This is a genomic window from Jiella soli (assembly GCF_020615385.1).
GTDB lineage: Bacteria > Pseudomonadota > Alphaproteobacteria > Rhizobiales > Rhizobiaceae > VKMB-3413.
This window is the reverse complement of record NZ_JAJAVB010000015.1, coordinates 162,823-183,457: the sequence shown is the minus strand read 5'-3', so window position 1 is coordinate 183,457 and position 20,635 is coordinate 162,823. Positions and strand designations below refer to the sequence as shown.

At 65.7% G+C, this 20,635-nt stretch carries 17 protein-coding genes; 6 read left to right on the top strand and 11 right to left on the bottom strand.

Features of this window, described 5'->3' with window-relative positions; translation table 11 throughout:
- Nucleotides 1-187 precede the first annotated feature (187 nt).
- The 6 genes from LH400_RS09300 to LH400_RS09275 all read left to right on the top strand — a co-directional run bounded on the left by LH400_RS09300 (nt 188) and on the right by LH400_RS09275 (nt 6,797).
- Nucleotides 188-1,453, top strand: coding sequence for an ABC transporter substrate-binding protein (locus LH400_RS09300; RefSeq protein WP_229152393.1), 1,266 nt, complete (start codon nt 188-190; stop codon nt 1,451-1,453).
- Nucleotides 1,454-1,618: 165 nt separating this feature from the next.
- Nucleotides 1,619-2,620 carry a carbohydrate ABC transporter permease gene (locus LH400_RS09295; RefSeq protein WP_229152392.1) on the top strand — a complete coding sequence of 334 codons (1,002 nt, stop codon included), beginning with the start codon at nt 1,619-1,621 and terminating at the stop codon, nt 2,618-2,620.
- Nucleotides 2,620-3,447, top strand: coding sequence for a carbohydrate ABC transporter permease (locus LH400_RS09290; protein WP_229152391.1), 828 nt, complete (start codon nt 2,620-2,622; stop codon nt 3,445-3,447). The genes LH400_RS09295 and LH400_RS09290 overlap by 1 nt, the downstream gene beginning before the upstream one ends.
- Before the next feature lie 2 nt (nt 3,448-3,449).
- Complete coding sequence (locus tag LH400_RS09285; RefSeq protein ID WP_229152390.1) at nt 3,450-3,965, top strand: GNAT family N-acetyltransferase; 516 nt, start codon at nt 3,450-3,452, stop codon at nt 3,963-3,965.
- Entirely contained in the window at nt 3,965-5,647 is a 1,683-nt protein-coding gene (locus LH400_RS09280; protein ID WP_229152389.1) for an alpha-glucosidase family protein, read from the top strand. The genes LH400_RS09285 and LH400_RS09280 overlap by 1 nt, the downstream gene beginning before the upstream one ends.
- Nucleotides 5,648-5,684: 37 nt before the next feature.
- A complete protein-coding gene (locus tag LH400_RS09275; protein WP_229152388.1) occupies nt 5,685-6,797 on the top strand; it encodes an ABC transporter ATP-binding protein in 1,113 nt (370 codons plus the stop codon).
- 5 nt (nt 6,798-6,802) lie between these two features.
- Here LH400_RS09275 and LH400_RS09270 read toward each other — a convergent pair whose 3' ends face one another.
- From LH400_RS09270 to LH400_RS09220, 11 genes are all read right to left on the bottom strand, one after another.
- Nucleotides 6,803-8,791, bottom strand: coding sequence for a polysaccharide biosynthesis protein (locus LH400_RS09270; protein WP_229152387.1), 1,989 nt, complete (start codon nt 8,789-8,791; stop codon nt 6,803-6,805).
- A 116-nt stretch (nt 8,792-8,907) separates the two neighbouring features.
- Complete coding sequence (gene edd / locus LH400_RS09265) at nt 8,908-10,725, bottom strand: phosphogluconate dehydratase (protein WP_229152386.1); 1,818 nt, start codon at nt 10,723-10,725, stop codon at nt 8,908-8,910.
- A gap of 36 nt (nt 10,726-10,761) precedes the next feature.
- A complete protein-coding gene (gene pgl, locus LH400_RS09260) occupies nt 10,762-11,466 on the bottom strand; it encodes a 6-phosphogluconolactonase (RefSeq protein ID WP_229152385.1) in 705 nt (234 codons plus the stop codon).
- A 9-nt stretch (nt 11,467-11,475) separates the two neighbouring features.
- Nucleotides 11,476-12,957 (bottom strand): glucose-6-phosphate dehydrogenase, encoded by a 1,482-nt coding sequence (zwf, locus tag LH400_RS09255; RefSeq protein WP_229152384.1) that lies wholly within the window; start codon nt 12,955-12,957, stop codon nt 11,476-11,478.
- 123 nt (nt 12,958-13,080) lie between these two features.
- Complete coding sequence (locus LH400_RS09250) at nt 13,081-15,675, bottom strand: HWE histidine kinase domain-containing protein (protein WP_229152383.1); 2,595 nt, start codon at nt 15,673-15,675, stop codon at nt 13,081-13,083.
- Complete coding sequence (locus LH400_RS09245) at nt 15,672-16,490, bottom strand: biliverdin-producing heme oxygenase (protein WP_229152382.1); 819 nt, start codon at nt 16,488-16,490, stop codon at nt 15,672-15,674. The genes LH400_RS09250 and LH400_RS09245 overlap by 4 nt, the downstream gene beginning before the upstream one ends.
- A gap of 174 nt (nt 16,491-16,664) precedes the next feature.
- Nucleotides 16,665-17,948 (bottom strand): NAD(P)/FAD-dependent oxidoreductase, encoded by a 1,284-nt coding sequence (locus LH400_RS09240; RefSeq protein ID WP_229152381.1) that lies wholly within the window; start codon nt 17,946-17,948, stop codon nt 16,665-16,667.
- 4 nt (nt 17,949-17,952) lie between these two features.
- Entirely contained in the window at nt 17,953-19,383 is a 1,431-nt protein-coding gene (locus LH400_RS09235; protein ID WP_229152434.1) for a glutamine synthetase family protein, read from the bottom strand.
- A gap of 306 nt (nt 19,384-19,689) precedes the next feature.
- On the bottom strand, nt 19,690-19,914 hold the full coding sequence (locus tag LH400_RS09230) for a type II toxin-antitoxin system RelE/ParE family toxin (RefSeq protein WP_229152433.1): 225 nt from the start codon (nt 19,912-19,914) through the stop codon (nt 19,690-19,692).
- A gap of 55 nt (nt 19,915-19,969) precedes the next feature.
- On the bottom strand, nt 19,970-20,206 hold the full coding sequence (locus LH400_RS09225) for a CopG family ribbon-helix-helix protein (protein WP_229152380.1): 237 nt from the start codon (nt 20,204-20,206) through the stop codon (nt 19,970-19,972).
- 145 nt (nt 20,207-20,351) lie between these two features.
- Nucleotides 20,352-20,612: an SMc00767 family acetate metabolism repressor gene (locus tag LH400_RS09220; RefSeq protein ID WP_229152379.1), complete on the bottom strand. Its 261-nt coding sequence runs from the start codon at nt 20,610-20,612 to the stop codon at nt 20,352-20,354.
- Between the last annotated feature and the right edge of the window lie 23 nt (nt 20,613-20,635).

Sequence of the window (20,635 nt, the reverse complement as noted above, 5' to 3'; positions counted from 1 at the left end):
ATCTCGTCTCGCCGCCGGTAAACTAACTTCCTCCGCACAACTTGCCTTTCCCTCTTCTTCGGCTAGCATTCCATAACAACGGGATGCGACGCGGCGCCGGCCATGGGAGTGGTGGAGCCGTCGGGCTTCAGACGTCGCAAAGACGCGCCGGCGTGTCGCATCGACGACCAGGATGGGAGGAAGTCGAATGAAGTTCCGCAACATGGCGCTCGCCGTGGCCGCAAGCGCGTTGATGTCCGGCGGTGCCGCCAAGGCCGAGGAGCTGGCGCTCGTGGCCGGCTCGATCGGCAAGGACATCTCCGAACTGAGAATGCAGCTCGACGCGTTCGAGAAGGAGACCGGTCACACGGTCAAGCTCGTCGAAATGCCGGCTTCGACGACCGACCAGTTCGGCCAATACCGGCTCTGGCTGTCGGCCGGCAACGCGGATGTCGACGTCTATCGCACCGACGTGATCTGGGCGCCGCAGTTGGCCGCCAGCTTCGTCGACCTTTCCGAGGCGATGAAGGACGAGATCCCCAAGCACAACCCGTCGATCATCCAGTCCCAGACGGTGGACGGCAAGCTCGTCGCCTTCCCGATGTATACCGACGCGCCGGCCCTGTATTATCGCAGCGATCTTCTGGAGAAATACGGCAAGGAGCCGCCGAAGACCTGGGCCGAGCTGACCGAGATCGCCAAGGAGATCCAGGACAAGGAGCGTGAGGCCGGCAATGCCCAGATGAACGGCTTCGTTTTCCAGGGCGCGCCCTATGAGGGCCTGACCTGCGACGGGCTCGAATGGGTCGCCTCCAACGGCGGCGGCCAGATCGTCTCGCCGGATGGCGAGATCACCATCAACAACGAGAAGGCCGCTGCGGCCATCGACATGGCCAAGGGCTGGGTCGGCACAATCGCGCCGGAAGGTGTTCTCTCCTACAAGGAGGAAGAGGCCCGGGGCGTCTGGCAGACGGGCAACGCCGTCTTCATGCGCAACTGGCCCTATGCCTATGCCCTGTCGGCCGGCGATGACAGCGCCGTGAAGGGCAAGTTCGACGTCACGCCGCTGCCGGCGGGCGAGGGCGGCCAGTCGGCAGCCTGCCTGGGTGGCTGGAACCTCGCCGTGTCGAAATATTCCCAGCACCAGGAAGCGGCGATCGAACTCGTCAAGTTTCTCGGCTCGGAGGCGGCCCAGAAGGAGCGGGCGATGAACTCCTCGCGCCTCCCGACCATTCCCTCGCTCTACGAAGATCCGGAGATCGCCAAGGCGCAGCCGATCGTGGCTTCCTGGGGCGATGTCGTCGAGAATGCCGTGCCGCGGCCCTCGGCGGCGACGAAGAAGCAGTACAACGAGGTCTCCAAGGAGTTCTGGACCGCCGTCAACGAGACGCTGTCCGGGCGCGGCTCGGCCGCCGACAATCTCGACCAGCTGGAAAAGCGACTGCGCCGGCTGAAGCGCAGCGCTTGGGAGTGATCCCCGCCTGAGGCTGCGGGGTCTCGCAAGAGGTCCCGCGCCTCGCCACTCGGCGTCGGCGACAGGAGGGCGTCCGGCCGACGGCGCATGAAGCGATCGCGATAGCCTCAAGACCGGAGAAGCCGGCAGGCCGGCGCGACCGCGGCATCGGACGGGGAGGAGATCATGGCCAACGTTCAGGCGGGCGTGCCGCCGACCGAAAAGTCGCTTGAAACCGAGCGGGCCGGCGCGCGGCCACGTTCCGATCTGTCCCGCCAGCGCCTGAGGTCGGCCTGGCTGTTCCTCGCACCGATGCTCCTGGTGCTCGCCCTCGTCGCCGGCTGGCCGCTCCTGAAGACCATCTGGTTCTCGCTCACCAACGCCAGCCTCTCCGATCTCGAAGGCGCCGAGTTCGTTGGTTTGCGCAACTACTGGGAATATGTCGACTACGGCGACGGGGAGGGCGAGTATTTCGGCCTCCTGTTCGATCCGCAGTGGTGGAACGCCGTCTACAACACCGTCTATTATTCGGTGATCTCCGTGGCGATCGAGACGGTGCTCGGCCTCGTCTTCGCCCTCGTCCTCAATGCCGAGTTCAAGGGCCGCGCCTTCGTCCGCGCCGCCGTCCTCATCCCCTGGGCGATCCCGACCATCGTCTCGGCCAAGATGTGGGCCTGGATGATGAACGACCAGTTCGGCATCCTCAACGACATGCTGGTGGGGGTCGGCATCATCTCCTCGCCCGTCGCCTGGACGGCGAGCCCCGATACGGCGATGTGGGCGGTGATCATCGTCGACGTGTGGAAGACGACGCCGTTCATGGCGTTGCTCATCCTGGCCGGCCTGCAGATGGTGCCGGGCGACGTCTACGAGGCGGCGAAGATCGACGGCATCCATCCGGTCAAGGTGTTCTGGAAGGTGACGCTGCCGCTGATCCGCCCGGCGATCCTCGTCGCGGTGATCTTCAGGGCGCTGGATGCGCTCAGGGTCTTCGACCTGATCTACGTTCTGACGCCGAACAACACCCAGACGAAATCGATGTCGGTCTTCGCCCAGGAAAACCTCTTCCAGTTCGACAAGTTCGCCTATGGCTCGGCCGCCTCGACGCTTCTGTTCCTGGTGATCGCCTTCATCACGCTGTTCTACATCAAGATCGCCCGGCTCGATCTCGGCGGCAGGGGGAAGTGATGCCTTACGCAGTCAAGCGCACCGGCTTTTATGCCCTCGTCGTCCTCATCGTCCTGTTCTCGGTCTTCCCCTTCTACTACGCCATCCTGACCAGCCTGAAGTCCGGCACGGCGCTGTTCCGGGTGAACTACCTGCCGGTCGACTTCTCGCTGGCGAATTACGAGGGCGTCCTCACCAACGGCGTCTTTCCGACGAACATCCTCAATTCGGTGATCGTCGCCGTCGTGGTCGTGGCGATCTCACTGTTCCTGGCGGTGACGGCAGCCTATGCTTTGTCGCGGATCAACTTCGCCGGGCGTGGCCTTCTCCTCCTGACCATCCTCGCCGTCTCGATGTTCCCGCAGATCGCGGTCCTCGCCGGCCTGTTCGAGATGGTCCGCTGGGCCGGCGTCTATAACACGCTGTTCTCGCTGATCTTCGCCTATATGATCTTCACCCTGCCGTTCACCGTCTGGGTGTTGACGACCTTCATGCGGGACCTGCCGGTCGAGATCGAGGAGGCGGCGATCGTCGACGGCGCCTCGCCCTTCACCATCGTCGTCCGGGTCTTCCTGCCGCTGATGTGGCCGGCGCTGGTGACGACGGGCCTGCTCGCCTTCATCGCCGCCTGGAACGAGTTCCTGTTCGCGCTGACCTTCGTCTCCAACAATTCGACCCGCACCGTGCCGGTGGCGATCGCACTCCTCTCGGGCGCCTCCGAACAGGAGATCCCCTGGGGCACGATCATGGCCGCCTCGGTCATCGTGACGGTGCCCCTGATCGTCCTCGTCCTCATCTTCCAGCGCAAGATCATCTCCGGTCTCACGGCCGGCGGCGTGAAGGGATGACGATGACGGTGCCGCCCCACATCCGGCCGGAGACGCCGGCCGATATCGACGTGATCCGGGCCCTGACGCAGGCGGCCTTCAAGGACGCGCCGCACAGCCAGCAGACAGAGGCGGCGATCGTCGACGCGCTGAGAGGCGCCGACGCGATGGTTCTCTCCCTCGTCGCGGTCGATCCCGACGGCGGCATCATGGGCCATGTCGTCTTCTCGCCGGTGACGATCGAAAGCGGCGAGGGCGCATGGTACGCGCTCGGGCCGATCTCGGTCTGGCCGCAGCTCCAGCGCCAGGGGATCGGGACGGCGCTCGTGACGGACGGCCTCCGCCGCCTCGAAGGATGGGGCGCCAGGGGATGCGTGCTTGTCGGCGACCCGGGCTTCTATTCCCGGTTTGGATTCGAGAGCGATCCAAGGCTCACCTATCGCGACGTGCCGGCGCGACTTGTGCAACGCCGCGTCCTTGTTCCGCCTGCGCCTGCAGGCGAGATCGTCTTTCACGAAGCGTTCGAGGCCACCGGCTGATGGAGACCCGTTTGCAGGACCGCCCCGACCCCTTCGACGCAAGGCCAGGCGAAAATTCGCACGGCGACGCCGAGTGGTGGCGCGGCGGCGTCATCTACCAGATCTATCCGCGCTCCTACCAGGATTCCAGCGGGGACGGGATCGGCGATCTCGCGGGCATCACGCGACGCCTGGCCTATGTCGCCTCGCTTGGCGTCGACGCGATCTGGATCTCTCCCTTCATGCCCTCGCCGATGAAGGATTTCGGCTACGACATTTCCGACTATCGTGGCGTCGACCCGATCTTCGGAACGCTCGAAGACTTCGATGCCCTCGTCGCCGAGGCGCATCGGCTCGGCCTCAAGGTCGTCATCGACCAGGTGCTCTCCCATACGTCCGACCGGCATCCATGGTTCGTCGAAAGCCGCTCGGGCCGCGACAATGCGAAGGCCGACTGGTATGTCTGGGCCGATCCGAAGCCGGATGGGACGCCGCCGAACAACTGGCTCTCGGTCTTCGGCGGCACGTCCTGGGAATGGGACTCGCGGCGACGGCAGTATTACCTCCACAACTTCCTGACCTCGCAGCCGGACCTCAACTTCCACAATCCGGCGGTGCGCGAGGCGCTGCTTTCCGATGTGCGTTTCTGGCTCGATCGCGGCGTCGACGGCTTCCGGCTGGACACGACGAATTTCTACTTTCACGACGCAAAGCTTCGCGACAATCCGCCGCTCGGCACAGCGCTCCAGTCCGAGGTCATGGCCTCGCGCAACCAGCCCTACAATTTCCAGGATCACGTCCACGACAAGAACCGGCCGGAGGTGAATGTCTTCCTGCGGGAATTGCGGGCGCTCCTCGACGAATACGGTGCGATGGCGGTCGGCGAGGTGGGCGAGCGCATCCGCGGCGTCGAGCTGATGGGCGAATACGCCTCGGGCGGCGACAAGCTGCAGATGTGCTACGCCTTCGATTTCCTGTCCGGCGAGATGCCGCCCGCGGAGACGATCCGCGGCATTCTCGGCCGGTTCGAAAGAACCGCCGCCGACGGCTGGGCCTGCTGGGCCTTTTCCAACCATGACGTGCCGCGCCATGCCAGCCGCTGGAGCGGCGGCAGCGCCGAGACGGAGCGGATCCTGCGGCTGGCAGCCGGCATCCTCCTGACGATCCGCGGCTCGGTCTGCCTCTATCAGGGCGAGGAGCTGGGCCTGACCGAGGCCGACATCGCCTATGAGGACATCGTCGATCCCTATGGCATCAATTTCTGGCCGGAGGTGAAGGGCCGCGACGGCGCCCGTACGCCGATGGTCTGGGAGGCAGACGCGCCCAATGGCGGGTTCTCCAAGGCGCGCCCCTGGCTGGCGGTCCCGCCGGAACATCTTTCGCGAGCCGTCGATCGGATGGAGGCCGATCCCGCCTCGCTTCTGCATTTTTACCGGGCGCTGCTCGCATTCCGCCGGGCGAACCCGCCTCTGGTCAGGGGGGCGATGCGGTTCATCGAGGCGCCGGCCGAGGTGCTCGCCTTCGTTCGCAAGGCGGGCAATGAAGCGCTCGTCTGCGCCTTCAATCTCGGCGCGACCGAGGCCGTTCTCGACCTTGCGGGAGAAGGATCGCCGACGGCTCTCGCCGGTCACGGCTTTGCCGGCCGCGCCGAGGGACAGAGGATCAGCATCCCCCCGCATGACGGGTTCATCGGACAATTGTGACAGGGCCGGGGAGATATCCGGCGAAGGGAGGAGCGCGATGGCCAATGTGAAGCTCACCGGGATCCGCAAGGCCTATGGGGCGGTCAAGGTGCTGCACGGCATCGACCTCGATATTCAGGCTGGCGAGTTCGTCGTCTTCGTCGGTCCCTCCGGCTGCGGCAAGTCGACGCTCCTGCGCGTCATCGCCGGGCTCGAGGACATCACCGGCGGCACGCTGGAGATCGGCGGCAAGGTCGTCAACGCGCTGACCCCGAAGCAGCGCGGCATCGCCATGGTCTTCCAATCCTACGCGCTCTATCCGCATATGAGCGTCTACGACAACATGGCATTCGGCCTGACGCTGGAGAAGGGCACGGCCAAGTCCGATATCGACAAGCGGGTTCGGGAGGCCGCGCGCATCCTGCAGATCGAGCCCTATCTCGACCGGCTGCCCAAGGCTTTGTCGGGCGGCCAGCGCCAGCGCGTCGCCATCGGCCGGGCGATCACCCGGGATCCGCAGGTCTTCCTCTTCGACGAGCCGCTCTCCAATCTCGATGCCGCCCTGCGCGTCCAGACCCGGATCGAGATCGCGCGCCTGCACGAGAGGATGGAAGGCACGACGATGGTCTATGTGACGCATGACCAGGTCGAGGCGATGACGCTCGCCGACCGGATCGTTGTCCTCAACAAGGGGCATGTCGAGCAGGTCGGCTCGCCCATGGAACTCTATAAGGAGCCGGACAACCTCTTCGTCGCAAAGTTCCTCGGCTCCCCCTCGATGAACATCTTGCCGGCGCGGATCGAACTGACCGGGGAATCGACCGTGGTCCTGCCGGAAGGCGGGCGGCAGGTGACCCTCCCGGTCGCGACGCCGGGAGCGATGAATGGCGCTGCCGCCCATCTCGGTATCCGCCCCGAAGATCTTGCGGTGACGTCGTCTGAGAACGCCCCGTTCCGCGGCGAGGTCACGCTGACTGAGTCGCTCGGCGAGGTCACGCTGCTCTATGTGGATATCGGCCGCACCGACGAGTCATTCGTCGCCAAGCTGCCCGGCGAGGCGTCGATCGCGCGGGGCACGGTGGTCTCGCTCGAAGCCAAGCCCGAGACGATGCGGCTCTTCGATGAGGCTGGCGATGCGATCAGACCCGGCCAGCGCCGCGCCGCCGCCTGAGCGGATCAGGCCTCGCGGCCGGGAAGGCGGGGCAAATCCGTCACCTCGCCGGAGCCCGAATGCTGGGCGATGGCGGGAAGGGCAAGTGCTTCCTCGGCCGGCTGGTATTCCGGCACGATACGCTTCAGCACCTCGACGGCGCGATCGGCGTCATTGGCCTGGACGGCCGTCTGGATTATGTCGAAACTGCGCCCCAGGAGCTTTGCGTCCCCGACGCGCGAGCGCGCGAACATCAGTCCCTCGCGCCCAGTCTCCTCGCGGGTCTCGCCGTCGCTGAACAGCTCCTCATAAAGCTTTTCGCCCTTGCGCAGGCCGACGAAGCGGATGGCGACGTCGATATGGGGCCTCAGCCCCGCCAGCTGGATCAGCCGCTCGGCGAGTTCGGCGATGCGGATCGGCTGGCCCATGTCGAGGACGAAGATCTGTCCCTTCGCGCGGCTGTCGTTCATGCCGTGGCCGGCCGCGTGGAGGATCAGCCGCGAAGCTTCGGGAATGGTCATGAAGAAGCGGGTGATCTTCGGATGAGTAACCGTCAGCGGCCCGCCCTTGGCGAGCTGCGAGCGGAACAGCGGGATCACCGATCCCGTCGATCCCAGAACGTTGCCGAAGCGCACCGTCATGAAGCGGGTCTTGTCCTGGGCGAGATCGAGCGCCTGGCAGTAGGACTCCGCCGCGCGCTTGGTGGCGCCCATGATGTTCGACGGGTTCACGGCCTTGTCGGTCGAGACCATGACGAAGGCACCGGCGCCGACGGCGAGCGCCGCATCGGCGACATTGCGGGTGCCGAGGAGGTTGGTCTCGATGCCCTCGACGGGATTTTCCTCCACGATCGGCACATGCTTGAGCGCCGCGGCATGGAAGATGACGTCCGGCGACAGCTGCCGGAACAGCGTGTCGACCCGCATGCGCTGGCGCACGTCGACGATCCGGGCGAGCACCGGCACGGTCGGAAATTCCTCGGCGATCTGCTTTTCGATCGACCAGAGATTGAACTCGGAATTGTCGATCAGGACAAGCAGCCGCGGATGGAACATCGCGATCTGGCGGACGAGTTCCGAGCCGATCGAACCGCCGGCGCCGGTGACGACGACGAGGCGCTCGTTGATCAGCTTGGCGACCTCGCGGATGTCGAGATCGACCTCCCGGCGGCCCAGAAGATCCTCGAGCGAGACCGGCAGCGGCTCAATCGGCGCGTTCTCGTCGACGATGCCTGCGCGGCTGATGTCCGGCAGGCGCTTGAGCGCGATCTTCAGGGGGGCGGCGGCCGCGACGAGTTCGGAAAGCGCGGCCGGCGCGATCTCGGTGTCGGTGATGATCAGTTCGCGGATGGCGGTGGCGCGCAGTTCCGCCCTGCGCGCGATCATGTTCAGCTGCGAGAGGGGGCCGAGGACCGGCACGCCGTGCAACTGGCGCCGCCGGTTCTTCGTCCGCTCGTCGATGATGCCGAAGATGACGCTGTGGCGCCGGTTGCGACGCGCCTTGCGGATGAAGAGGTCCGCATTGTCGTTGAAGCCGTAGAGCAGGACGCCGTGGCGGAAGTCGGCAGCATCGTCCGCCACCGGCGTGGCAAGACCGCGCTCCTTCATCATCCGATAGACGAGACGCGGCCCGCCGAGGCCGACGATCATCACGAACCAGGAGACGACCATCGCCGTGCGCGGAAGATAGGCGCCGCGGAAGAGGAAGAAATTGACGACGAGGAAGACCAGAGTGATCGTCGTGACCGCCTTGACGATCGACATGGCGTCGAGGAGCGAGGCGTAGCGCCAGGCGCCGCTGTTCAGCGAGAACATCGGAAACACCGCAGCGCTGAGCGCGGTGTAGGCGCCGATCAGCACCCAGATCTGCCAGACGTCCAGAAGCGGCGCCCAGCCCCAGGCGAGGGTCATCGACAGCGTGATAGCGAGGAACGCGACGAGCACGTCATGTACGATGCCGAGCGGGCGCAGGGAGACGCGCGGCAGGCGGAAAGGGCGCGTGGCTGCGAACTTCATCCGTCGATCCAAATTGCGTCCGACCGGCGCGTCAGCCGGACGGGAGGCGTCATGCCGTCGCGCCGGACGTTACAGCACAAAGAACCGTCCGGCCAGTTCTGCATCGCCGCCAGCGCTCAGAATACGCTGGCGCCGTTGTCGGCCGTTCCGACAGCTGCCCTGAAAGGGGCGAACAGGTCCCGGCCGAGCCCGAATTCGTTGCCGGCAAGGTCTGGCGTCGCCGGCTTGCGTGAGGAAAGCTCGGCGGCATCGACGAGCAGTTCCAGCGTTCCCATCTCGCTGTCGACCCGGATCATGTCGCCCTCCTCGATGAGGGCGATCGGGCCGCCAGCCTTGGCCTCGGGCGTCACGTGAATCGCGGCCGGTACCTTGCCGGAGGCGCCGGACATGCGGCCGTCCGTCACCAGCGCCACCTTGTGTCCGCGGTCCTGCAGCACGCCGAGCAGCGGCGTCAGCTTGTGCAGCTCGGGCATGCCGTTCGACTGCGGTCCCTGGAAGCGGACGACGGCGATGAAGTCCTGGTCGAGTTCACCGGCATCGAAGGCGACCTTCAGCTGGTTCTGGTCATGGAAGACCTTGGCGGGCGCTTCGACGACGCGGCGCTCCGGCTTGACCGCCGAGACCTTGATCACCGCCTTGCCGAGATTGCCGTTGAGCATTCTGAGGCCGCCATTCATCGAGAACGGCTTGTCCGCCGTCGTCAGCACCTTGGGGTCGCCGCTCACGGTCGGGACGCTCTCCCGCACGACGCTATGGCCGTCGGTGCCGAGCTTGGCCTCGATCGTGTAGGCTCTGAGGCCCGTCCCCCAGGCGGTGCGCACGTCCTCGTGCAGGAGGCCGCGGTCGAGGAGCTCGCGGATCAGGAAGCCCATGCCGCCGGCGGCATGGAAGTGGTTCACGTCGGCAAGCCCGTTCGGATAGACACGCGCGAGCAGGGGGGTGACGTCGGACAGGTCGGAAATGTCCTGCCAGGTCAGCTTGATGCCTGCGGCCGCGGCGATCGCCACGAGATGCATGGTATGGTTGGTCGAGCCGCCCGTCGCATGAAGACCGACGACGCCGTTGACGACGGCGCGCTCGTCGACCACCAGGCCGGCGGGTGTGTACTCGTTGCCGAGGGCCGTGATCGAAAGGGCGCGTCTCGCCGCCTCCCGGGTCAGCGCATCGCGCAGCGGCGTGTTCGGGTTGACGAAGGACGAGCCCGGCGTGTGCAGGCCCATGATCTCCATCAGCATCTGGTTGGAATTGGCGGTGCCGTAGAAGGTGCAGGTGCCCGGGCCGTGATAGGAGGCCGATTCCGCCTCGAGCAGCGCCTCGCGTCCGACCTTGCCCTCGGCGTAGAGCTGGCGGATGCGGCTCTTCTCGTCGTTGGGAAGGCCCGACGTCATCGGTCCCGCCGGCACGAAGATCGCCGGCAGATGGCCGAAAGTCAGTGCGGCGATCGCAAGGCCGGGAACGATCTTGTCGCAGATGCCGAGATAGACGGCGGCGTCGAACATGTCGTGGGACAGGCCGACGGCGGCGGCCATCGCGATGACGTCGCGCGAAAACAGCGAAAGCTCCATGCCGGTCTGGCCTTGGGTGACGCCGTCGCACATCGCCGGAACGCCCGAAGCGACCTGCGCGGTGGCGCCGACTTCGCGCGCGGCCTGGCGGATCATCTCCGGGAAGCGCTCATAGGGCTGGTGGGCCGAGAGCATGTCGTTATAGGCGGTGATGATGCCGAGATTGGCCGTCTCGCCGCCGGAGAGGCGTGCCTTGTCGGTCGGCCCGCAGGCGGCGAATCCATGGGCGAGATTGCCGCAGGTGAGGGTGGAGCGCTTCGGCCCTTCCGCCCCCTTGGCTCGGATGCGGGCGAGATAGGGCTCACGCGTTGCGGCCGAGCGTTCACGGATGCGGTCGGTGATCTCTTCGATGCGGCGGTCTGCAGTCATCAGCTTGCAACCTTTTCGGATAAGAGCTGGACGGCGTCAGGGCGCCCAGAAGACGTTCACGGGTTCGTCGCGCGGTGCACGCAGGACGGCTCGTACGGGCATTTCCTCGGCGGGGCCCTCAGTGACTGCCCGCACGTAGGAGGCCATCTTCTCCTCCCCCTCGATGTGGAGGGCGAGGAGCCGGGCATCGGTAAGCATCGGCAGCGACAGGGTCACGCGCGGCTCCGCGCATTCCCCGGCCCGAATGATCGTGATCGGTTCGCTCGTGAGAGGATCGATCGCGGCGGAAAGTCCGTCTGCTCCCGGCAGGAAGGACGCCGTATGCCCGTCGCTGCCCATGCCGAGAACGACGGCGTCGAAGGGCCGGCTCAGCCGCTGAAAGCAGGCGGACAGTCCGTCGGCGACAGATTCCGGCGCGTCCGCGTCCCGGTAGAGCGGAAGAAAATGCGCGGCCGCCGCCGGTCCCTTCAGGAGGTGGCGGCGGACCATCGCGCCGTTCGACCGCTCGCTCGTCTCGGGCACCCAGCGCTCGTCGACGAGGAGGACGGTGACATCGGCCCAGTCGATGCCGGTCTGCGAAAGCCGTTCGAGAAAGTGCTTTGGCGTCGTGCCGCCGGAGACGGCGAGCGTCGCCATGCCGCGGGTGGCGATGGCGCCGGCGAGCACTGCCGCGACGCCGCCCGCCAGAGCCTCGGCGAGCGCCTCGGGGGTCGGATAGCGGTGCAGCACCGGGTTCGGCATGGCGCGGCCTCAGTCCGGCTCGTGCCAGGTGCGCCCGTCGCGCTCGATCAGCGCGATGGAGGAGGAGGGACCCCAGGTCCCCGCCGTGTAGCCCTGCGGCTTCATGCTGCGCTCGTCCCAGGCCTTGAGGATCGGATCGATCCATTCCCACGCGGCCTCGACCTCGTCGCGGCGCATGAAGAGGGTCTGGTTGCCGCGGATGACATCCATCAGGAGACGCTCATAGGCGTCGGGGTTGCGGGTTCTGAAGGACTCCGCGAATGTCATGTCGAGCGGCACATGGCGCAGGCGCATGCCGCCCGGACCAGGATCCTTGATCATCAGCCATTGCTTGACGCCCTCGTCCGGCTGCAGCCGCATGACGAGCTGGTTCTGGTGGACGTTGCCCGCCGCCATTCCGGCGAAGATGTTGTGCGGGACCGGACGGAAGGTGACGACGATCTCGGACATGCGCTCCGAAAGCCGCTTGCCGGTCCGGAGATAGAAAGGCACGCCCGCCCAACGCCAATTGCCGATCTCGGCCTTGATGGCGACGAAGGTCTCGGTGTCGCTGCCACCATTACCGAGATCGTCGAGATAGCTCTTGACGGCGGCCCCGCCGGAGGCCCCGGCCTTGTACTGTCCACGGACCGTGAGGTTTTCGACATTGCTCGCGTCGATCCGCTTGAGGGCCCTCAGCACCTTCAGCTTCTCGTCGCGCAGCGCGTCGGCGTCCATCGCCGAAGGCGGCTCCAGCGCCACAAGGCACATCAGCTGGACGATGTGGTTCTGCACCATGTCGCGGAGGGCGCCCGCCTTGTCGTAATAGCCGGCACGCCCTTCGAGACCCACCGACTCCGCGACGGTGATCTGCACGTGGTCGATATGGCTCGAGTTCCAGATCGGCTCGTAGAGCGCGTTGGCGAAGCGCAACGCCATCAGGTTCTGCACCGTCTCCTTGCCGAGATAGTGGTCGATGCGAAAGACCTGATCCTCGTCGAAATACTGGCCGATCTGCTGGTTCAATGCGCGCGCCGATTCGAGATCGCGGCCGACCGGCTTCTCGACGACGAGGCGCGAGTTCGGCGTCGACAGGCCTTTCTCGCTGATGCGGCTGGCGATCTCGCCGAACAGCGCCGGCCCGACCGCAAGGTAGAAGGCGCGGATGCAGTCCGTGCCGGCTTCGTCGAGCAGGCTCCGCAACTCGTCCCAGCCGCCGTCCGCCATGGCGTCGACCTGCCGATAGTGGAGGCGCAGCAGAAAACGCTCCAACGAGACCTCGTGCAAATCCTCGGGCTTGACGTGCTTCGACAGCGCCTCGCGGGCGAAGCTGCGATACTCCTCGTCGGAGATATGGCTGCGCGAGGCGCCGATGATCCGCGCCCCGGCGGGGAGCTGGCCGTCATGGTCGCGATGGTAGAGCGCTGGCAGGAGCTTTCGTTCCGCGAGGTCACCATTGCCGCCGAAAACGACGTAGTCGAAGGGATCGACGGGAATGATCTGGCTGGACATCGGTCGTCTTCCGTTCGCAAGGCGCAGCCGCGCGGGCGTCGGCTGCTGCATAGTCTAATCGTTTGAATTTTTCCAGAGGTCCGAAAAAATGCCGGAATTCTGGTCCGCGACGATCGGCGCCGACTACCTGCGTCTGGAAGCCGCCCGCGACACGGCCGCCACTACCTGTTCCGCCGCAAACGGCTTCTTGATCGCCTCTACGCCGTCCGCCGCGTCCTCGGGCAGATCGATCTTCTCGCCATAGCCGGTTACGAAGACATAGGGCACGCCCTTCTGGTTCAGGGGGGTGATCAGCGGAAAACTCGTCTCGCTGCCGAGATTGACGTCGAGAATGGCGACATCCACCGCCTCCTTCTCGATGATCCGCTTCGCATCGGCCACGCTCATTGCCGTGAACACTTCGGCCATGCCCTGATCGAGCAGCAGCTGCTCCGCATCGAGCGAGATGATCATGTTGTCCTCGACCACGAGACCCCGCAGGCCCTGCAGACTGGTCTTCAAATCCGACACGCTATTGCCTTTCCCTGTCTGGGCCTCGACGGCTTCGTGACGTCCGAGCTCCTGCCCGGGCTCGCTCACCCCGAACACGTTCGGAGGTAGTACGAAGCGGGCCTGAAGACCCGCGAGGCGATAGTCGACTTCCGCCGTGCCGCCGAGGTCGTGCGGGATCGAGCGCTCGATGATCGTCGAGCCGAAGCCGCGACGGACCGGCGGCGCGACGGGCGGCCCGTCGAGCTCGCGCCAGCGCAGCGTGCAGCAGTCGTTCTCGTCGACCATCCACTCGACCTCGACCGCACCGCGCGAGTCCGAGAGGGCGCCGTATTTGGCGGAGTTCGTGACCATCTCGTGGAAGACGAGTGCGAGGGTCGAAAACGCCTTGGCGTCGACGAGAATCTCGGGACCGGTCAGGCTGACGCGCCCGGCCTTGCTTCCGATATAGGCCTCGATCTCGGTCTGGATGATGTCCCTCAGGCTCTGGGCCGCGTAGCTGTCCTCGGTGATCTGGTCGTGGGCTCTCGCCAGCGCCTGGATGCGGCCGCCGATGATGTTCGAGAATTCCTCCACGGTGCGCGCGCCGGCGCGGCTCTGCACGACCAGGGCCCGCATCAACGCCAGAATGTTGCGGACACGGTGGTTGAGCTCGGCGATCAGCAGTTCCTGGCGCTGGGTCGCCTGAGCCCGCTGGCGCTCGTTCTCCTCGTTGAAACGCAGCAGCACTTCCAGGATCGAAACCCGCAGCGCCTCCGCGGCCTTCATCTCAGAGAGGGTCCAGGCGGTGCTCTTACCGCGAACGGTCTCCTGCCAGGCCTCGAAACTCTTCCGCGGGGTCAGGCGGGACCCGTTCGGACCGTATACCGCCTCCTTCGCCTGCGGATTGCCGGCCCAGGTCACGTTCTGGACGATCTCGCGGCGGAAGAACAAGAGATAGTCGCGCGGCGTACGCGAGATCGGGATGGCGAGAAGCCCGGCCGCACGATCGGCGAAATCGGTGGCCTTGGGGTAGACCGCGCCAAGATTGTCGGTGGCATAGACGCGGCTGGCGGCGGCGCGGTTGAGGAAACGGGAGAGGGCGGGCAGGTCGTCAGGGAAGGGGCAGGTGCCGACCGTGCGCGCAACGCCGTGCGCCCAAAGCGCGAAGCCGTCCGCGGCGATCAGCTCCCGGAAGTCGCTGGCGAAATCGATCAGCTCGTCGATCGACGGCGTCGTCGAGATCAGCCGGCCGACCACCTTGTCGTGGAGGTCTCGTGCCGTCTCCTCGACGAGCCGCATTTCCTTGGCGAGGCGGCCCTCGATCACCAGCGACACCATCTGGCCGAAGAGTTCGGCCGTCGAGCGAAGCTCCATCGGCAGATGCCGCGCACTGTAGTGATGCAGCGCGAACAGGCCCCAGAGCTTGCCGTCGATCACGATGGAGATCGAGAAGGAGGCAGAGACGCCCATGTTCTGCAGGTATTCGATATGGATCGGCGACACCGACCGCAGCAGCGAAAGCGACAGATCGAGAGCCTGGCCATGCGGGTTGATCGGAGGGACGACCGGCACCGGCGTCGCATCGACATCCGCGATGATGCGGATCTGGTTGCGGATGTAGAGCGCGCGGGCCTGCTTGGGGATGTCGGCGGCCGGATAGTTGAGGCCGAGGAAGGGCTCGATCGAGCGGCCGAGCGCCTCGGCGATGACGCTGCCAGCACCATTTTCGGAAAAGCGGTAGAGCATGACCCGGTCGAAACCGGTGATCGCGCGCAACTGCCGGACGCACTCGTTGTAAAGCTGGGGCAGAGACTCGCAGCGCTGGATGCGCGCGATCATGCTCTTGACCAGCGCGCCGGGATTGACCGCCTCCGTCTGCGAGGAGGGCTCCGCCTCGATGACGATCGACTCGTCGGAAATGTGGATGGCGACGTCGAAGGCGCGGCCCGTCTGGAACAGGTCGACCCCGAAGATCCGCTCCGACCCCTCGTTCGGCGCGAGAAGCTGCAGCCGTCCCCGGATCGCGTGAAGGCTCGACGGCGGCAGGATGTCGGCCACCGGACCGCCGAGAATCTCGTCAGCCTCGCGGCCGCAGAAGGCGCCGATATTGGCCGATACGTGTTGGATCATCCAATCCATCGACACCGCGACCAGGAAGCCGAAGCCCTGGATCTGGCCGAGAAGGTGGATCGGTTCGCGATCGCAGTTGGAAAGGTCGACGTCGAAGGTCTGGGTCTGGTCGCTCATGCAGTGTCGCCGTCGGCCGTCGGCCGGCTCGTCGCGTCGGAGGCATCGGCAGCCGCCGCGAACAGTGAAAAGGTAGCACATGCGCTGGCGCAGGCGCGCTGCAGCGCATGCGGCGAGCCGATTCGCTCCGAATACATCTCCAGCATTCCGGCGATGTTCCCAGGGCGTGCAGCCGCATCGAGGTAGAAGGTCGTGGCTCCTGACCAGCGCCTCGACACCTCGCCGTCCTGAAAGGCGCGATGGAGAAAGCGCGCGCCGAGACGCGATCCCTCGAGAACATAGAGCGCGCCGACGGCTTCGGCAGTCCCGCTCTGCGGCAGAAATTGGCTGTCGAGCCGGACCGGAGCGAGCTCCATCGCTTCCATATCGGCGCGAAGTTGCGGCAGGAGGCTGACCGGTGCGCCCTGCGTTGCCGGGGGTCCGCGCCGCGCGTCTGTTTCACGCGCCAGAAGCGGCTCCAGCATGGCGTGGCAGGCATGGTTCATCCTGACGAAGCGGTGATAGATGTCCGGCGACGCGGCCGCGAACATGCCTTCGAAACGGTGGTCGAGCCGCGCGTGGGCCTCTGCCGTCTCGCTCCGCAATATTGCCCGCGTCGAAGCCACGGCTTCACGGTGGGCCCGTCCTTCGGACTTGTCCATCCGAATCGTCGTGATCTCGTTCATTGGGCAGGAAATGCATTCGGTGTGAAGGACTTGCAAGGGGCGACGCATCGCCATGCCGCAACCTCCGGCATAGGCTTGCAGGCCTCCAGCATCCCGTAGCCGTGGGCGGATCGGTTGTGGCTGCACTCTGCGGCAGGCATGCTCGCTCACTCCGGCAGACATAAAGCCTCAGACACAGGAGGCGCTTATGGGCGGCGGCCGGGTTTCGGAAACGAGCCTGCATCCCGGACGCGGTCCAGCTTGCAGGCAGAGACGGCCGCCGCTCCAACAAAAATGTGTTCGTCTTGCAATGATAGCCGGCTATGGTTTCTGCCGCTGCCAGCGTCAGAAGCGGTCGCGCAAAGAGAACCAAGTCATGGCCAGGAAGAGCAGCGGCACCCGCATCCGCGTGCTTCCAGGGAAGGCGGGAATGCGCAGCGCCTCGAATTCGGCCAGCCGGTCGCGATTGCCGGCCACCCGCTCCGCATAGAGCCGCCCGGCGAAGTTCGCCAGCATCACGCCATGGCCGGAAAAGCCGCCGATCGTCGTCACTCCCGGCGACAGGCTGCGCACATAGGGCATCCGCTCCATGGTGATCCCGACCGAGCCGCCCCAGGCATGGGTAATCCTGACGTCCGCAAGATGCGGATAGACCTCGGCGATCTGCTTGCGGATGTGCCGGGCGATATCGCCGGTGGCCGACGTATAGGCCTCGCGCCCGCCGAACAGCAGCCGTCCGTCGACACTCTTGCGGAAATAGCGCACGACGAAACGGGAATCATCGCAGGATTCGCCTCCCGGCAGGATCCGATCCGGCTCGGCCAGCGGCTCGCTCGCCCCGATGAATGATCCAATCGGCATCACATGGGCGTCGATCTCCGACGAAAGCCCGGACCCATAGGCATTGACTGCGAGAAGCGCACGCTCTGCCCGGATGGTGCCTGTCGCCGTCTCGGCGACGATTTTTCCGCCCGACCGGTCTAGCCGGGTGACGGCGCTGTTCTCATGGAGGAGGGCGCCGCATTCCGCCGCGATCCGCGCCGTTGCGACGACGAGCTTCATCGGATTCAGATGGCCGGTGCCGAGGTCGCGGATGCCGCCGAAATAGCGCCTCGATCCGAGTCGCGAGGCGGTTTCCTCGGCGTCCATGAAGCTCGTGTGCGGATAGTCGTAGCGGGTGGCCAGATCCTCGACCTGAGCCCGATAGTCCTTGAGGTAGCGCCGCTTGTGAACGACCGAAAGCTGGCCGCGCCTCAGATCCGCGTCGATGCCGTTGGTCTCGATGAAGTCGAAGAGATGGGCCTTGGCCTCCTCGGCAAGGTCGAACAGCGCCTTCGACCGCTCCAGGCCGTAGGCCTCTTCGATCTCGCCCGGCCACAGCCGCTGGCCGGTGCCCATCTGGCCGCCGTTCCGCCCCGAGGCGCCGTCGCCGAACCGATGGGCTTCGAGGACGGCGACACGGAGGCCCGCACGTGCGAGGTGGAGACCCGCGGAAAGGCCGGTGAAGCCGCCACCGACGACCAGGACGTCGACGTCGAGGCTGCCGCCGAGCGCAGGGTAGACGGGACGTTCGACGGAGTCCTCGTACCAGGAGCGTCCCGGCGCGATGGGCGACTGATAGGGCGCCATCGCCTCAGACCTGGAGGAGCAGGAATTCGCGTTCCCAGGGACTGATCACCTGCATGAAGGTCTCGTGCTCGCCCCGCTTCACCCCCGCATAGGTCCCGACGAACTCGCGGCTGAAGACCTCGCGGAACGCTTCCTCGGCCTCGAAGGCCGCGACAGCCTCGAGCAGGCCACGCGGCAGTTCGATCTCGCCGTCCTCATTGACGGTACGGTCCGTCGGGTCGGCCGGCTTCACCGCGTTCACCATGCCGAGATAGCCGCAGGCGAGCGAGGCGGCGATCGCAAGATAGGGATTGGTGTCGGAGGAGGGCAGGCGGTTCTCCACCCGTCGGCCGGCCGCGTCCGATGTCGGCACGCGAAAGGCGGTGGTCCGGTTGTCGTAGCCCCAGGCGTTGTTGGTCGGCGCTCCCATGCCGTAGGTCAGCCGTCGATAGGAGTTCACGTAAGGGGCCATCATGATCAGCGCCGCCGGCACGTAATGCTGCATGCCGCCGATGAAGTTGTAGAAGAGATCGGATGCGCTGCCGTCCTCGTTCGAGAAGACGTTCCTGCCGGTGCGCGCGTCGACCACCGACTGGTGGATGTGCATCGCCGAGCCTGGTTGGCCCTGGATCGGCTTTGCCATGAAGGTCGCGTAGATGTCCTGGCCGAGCGCCGCCTCGCGGATGGTGCGCTTGAACATGAACACCTGGTCGGCGAGTTCCAGCGGATCGCCGTGGCGCAGATTGATCTCGAGCTGCGCGGCGCCCTCTTCGTGGATGAGGGTGTCGATCTCCAGCCCTTGCGCATCGGAAAAGTCGTAGATGTCGTCGATCAACTCGTCGAACTCGTTGACGCCGCCGATCGAATAGGACTGGCCGGACTGGATCTGACGGCCGGAGCGCCCGATCGGCGGGACCAGCGGATAGTCGGGATCGACGTTCTTGGAGACGAGGTAGAACTCGATCTCGGGCGCGACGACCGGCTTCCAGCCGCGGTTCTGGTAGAGCGCCATCACCCGGCGCAGGACGCTGCGCGGCGTATAGCCGACGGCGGCGCCCGATGTGTCGACGAGGTCGCAGATCACCTGCGCGGTCGGATCGTTTTCCCAGGGGACGAGGCACAGGGTCGACAGGTCCGGGACGAGCTTCAGGTCGCCGTCATTGGGCGAATAGCGGAACTCGCCGCTCTCTTCCGGATATTCGCCGGAGATGGTGTGCATGAACAGCGCGGAGGGAAGCGCCAGCGAGGTGTTCGCGGCAAACTTCTTGGCCGGCATCATCTTGCCGCGGGCAACGCCGGCAAGGTCCGGCGTGATACACTCGAGATCGTCGATGCCGCGCACCGCGAGCCATTCGGCGGCCTCCTGCATCGATCGCACGCCGCGCTTGGAATCGAGGAAGGCGCGCTTTTCGTCGGGCGAGAGCTTCACATGGTTGAAGTCGCGCTTGACCGGCATCGGCGCGCCCTTGATCGGGCTCGCCTCGTTGCCGCCGGAGGACGGTTTCTTGCGGGGCTCGAAGCGCTGCGGCGAGCGCGGGCGCGAGGAACCGGGTTTTGAGGTCTCTGACATGCGATCCTTTGGGGGCTGCCATTCGGCGAACCGAGCATAGACCGCGAGCAGGGGGTGAGGGAAGGCGGGGGGAGATTGTCTGCGGCGAGCTTGTAATCCAAGGCCAAGAAGCCGCGGCCGGTACCAGATCGCGGCCATGGCACTTACTGCGTCCGACAGGGTCGGACAGTTCGTTGGTATCTTGTGATTAAGCTAGGATTCTTCCGGCCAGCGTCGCGCGCCATGGATGACCGCAAGGATCTCCACGACCGCATTGGCGCGGTAGACAACGATGTAAGGCGTTCCCGTGATGACCAAATCACGGGTTCCGAATGCCCGCCCGCGTCGGCCTAACATCGGATTATCGGCGAGGATGGCTGTGCGTCCGACAACCGACTTAGCAAGGCGCTCGGCGGCGCGGGGGCTATCGAGTGCTATGAAATCCTGAATTCCTCAAGCTGATCGAGAGCCGGGATAGTCCAGACGACCCGCATTATCCAAGCCGGCACTTGCTCAGCACTCGCTCGAGATCTTCCGGAGTGGCGAAGTCACCACGATCGGCCGCGGCAGTGCCGGCTTCCACCTTATCGAGGTAGTATTCCTGCCACTCGAGGGAATGGCCGTTTTCGAGTGCATCGCTTACCACCTCGGCAACCGACCGCCTCGAACGCGCCGCCAACGCGTCAATTCGCGCGAGTTGTTCGGGGGGAAGATCAATCGTTATCGTCATGGAATGATTATGCCGTGCGGCGACGCGGCGCGGCAACTCTTCGAAAGCGGCGATCGTCTCTTGGATTAGGCGCGCCAGCTTGGCTCATGACGTCTGCCGGCCGCGCGGTCGCGGCCGACTGTCTGTGCATCGCAGAGCTGTGCGTTCAGCGTTCGCTCTTCAGGACGACCGGGATCAGGAGATCGCCCCAATTGCCGTTGCCGCCATGATGGCGGGCCGAGCGGACGAGCTCGACCGAGACGCCGGCCTCGACGGCCTTCATGACCGACTGGTTGAGCCGGTGGAGATCGTTGGCCAGCATGCGGATCGCCGTCTGCTGTGCCTCGTCCATCGCGGACGACTGCTCTTCGGCCCGTTCCTTCACGCGGGTGCGCGGACGGTCCTGGTCATTGGCGACTGCGCTCATTCTCTTTCTCCTTGTTTGCCGGT

Bases quoted from the DNA above. Each gene is read 5' to 3' on its own strand.
- LH400_RS09300 (WP_229152393.1), top strand. From the start codon at position 188: ATGAAGTTCCGCAACATGGCGCTCGCCGTGGCCGCAAGCGCGTTGATG.
- LH400_RS09295 (WP_229152392.1), top strand. From the start codon at position 1,619: ATGGCCAACGTTCAGGCGGGCGTGCCGCCGACCGAAAAGTCGCTTGAA.
- LH400_RS09290 (WP_229152391.1), top strand. From the start codon at position 2,620: ATGCCTTACGCAGTCAAGCGCACCGGCTTTTATGCCCTCGTCGTCCTC.
- LH400_RS09285 (WP_229152390.1), top strand. From the start codon at position 3,450: ATGACGGTGCCGCCCCACATCCGGCCGGAGACGCCGGCCGATATCGAC.
- LH400_RS09280 (WP_229152389.1), top strand. From the start codon at position 3,965: ATGGAGACCCGTTTGCAGGACCGCCCCGACCCCTTCGACGCAAGGCCA.
- LH400_RS09275 (WP_229152388.1), top strand. From the start codon at position 5,685: ATGGCCAATGTGAAGCTCACCGGGATCCGCAAGGCCTATGGGGCGGTC.
- LH400_RS09270 (WP_229152387.1), bottom strand. From the start codon at position 8,791: ATGAAGTTCGCAGCCACGCGCCCTTTCCGCCTGCCGCGCGTCTCCCTG.
- edd (WP_229152386.1), bottom strand. From the start codon at position 10,725: ATGACTGCAGACCGCCGCATCGAAGAGATCACCGACCGCATCCGTGAA.
- pgl (WP_229152385.1), bottom strand. From the start codon at position 11,466: ATGCCGAACCCGGTGCTGCACCGCTATCCGACCCCCGAGGCGCTCGCC.
- zwf (WP_229152384.1), bottom strand. From the start codon at position 12,957: ATGTCCAGCCAGATCATTCCCGTCGATCCCTTCGACTACGTCGTTTTC.
- LH400_RS09250 (WP_229152383.1), bottom strand. From the start codon at position 15,675: ATGAGCGACCAGACCCAGACCTTCGACGTCGACCTTTCCAACTGCGAT.
- LH400_RS09240 (WP_229152381.1), bottom strand. From the start codon at position 17,948: ATGGCGCCCTATCAGTCGCCCATCGCGCCGGGACGCTCCTGGTACGAG.
- LH400_RS09235 (WP_229152434.1), bottom strand. From the start codon at position 19,383: ATGCCGGTCAAGCGCGACTTCAACCATGTGAAGCTCTCGCCCGACGAA.
- LH400_RS09225 (WP_229152380.1), bottom strand. From the start codon at position 20,206: ATGACGATAACGATTGATCTTCCCCCCGAACAACTCGCGCGAATTGAC.
- LH400_RS09220 (WP_229152379.1), bottom strand. From the start codon at position 20,612: ATGAGCGCAGTCGCCAATGACCAGGACCGTCCGCGCACCCGCGTGAAG.